The 634-nt window shown below is 69.1% G+C and carries 1 protein-coding gene; it reads left to right on the top strand.

Annotated elements, in window-relative coordinates; translation table 11 throughout:
* Window positions 1–12: 12 nt before the first annotated feature.
* Window positions 13–634: acyltransferase domain-containing protein (locus PV734_RS45730; RefSeq protein ID WP_319295231.1), on the top strand; the 622-nt coding region annotated here is incomplete at its 3' end.

The following is a 634-nucleotide window of genomic DNA, read 5'->3' as shown; positions in this document are numbered from 1 at the left end:
CACCGTGCCGCGGTGGTGGGCACCGACCGGGAGGAACTGCTCGACGGGCTACGCGCCCTCGCCGCCGGAATGCCCGCCCCCGGCCTGGTACGCGGCACCACCGACCGCACCGGCAAAACAGCCTTCGTGTTCTCCGGACAAGGCTCACAACGCCTCGGAATGGGCCGCGACCTCTACACCCACCACCCCGTCTTCGCCGACGCCCTCGACACCGTCCTGTCCCACCTCCCCCACGGCCTGCGCGACATCATGTGGGGCACCAACCCCCACCTCCTCAACCAGACCCAACACACCCAACCCGCCCTCTTCGCCTACCAGACCGCCCTCCACCACCTCCTCACCCACCACGGCCTCACCCCCCACTACCTCATCGGCCACTCCATCGGCGAAATCACCGCCGCACACGTCGCCGGCATCCTCAGCCTCCACGACGCCGCCACCCTCGTCACCGCACGCGCCCACCTCATGCAATCCACCCCCACCCACGGCGCCATGGCCGCCATCCAGGCCACCCCCGAAGAAATCACCCCCACCCTCACCCCCACCGTCACCATCGCCGCCATCAACTCCCCCACCTCCCTCGTCATCAGCGGCGACCACGACACCGTCCACACCCTCACCACCCACTGGAAAA

The organism is Streptomyces sp. AK08-02, from assembly GCF_033795085.1.
GTDB classification, from domain to species: Bacteria; Actinomycetota; Actinomycetes; order Streptomycetales; family Streptomycetaceae; genus Streptomyces; species Streptomyces echiniscabiei.
Note: the sequence above shows the minus strand (reverse complement) of the source record. Positions and strands in the feature narration are given on the sequence as shown.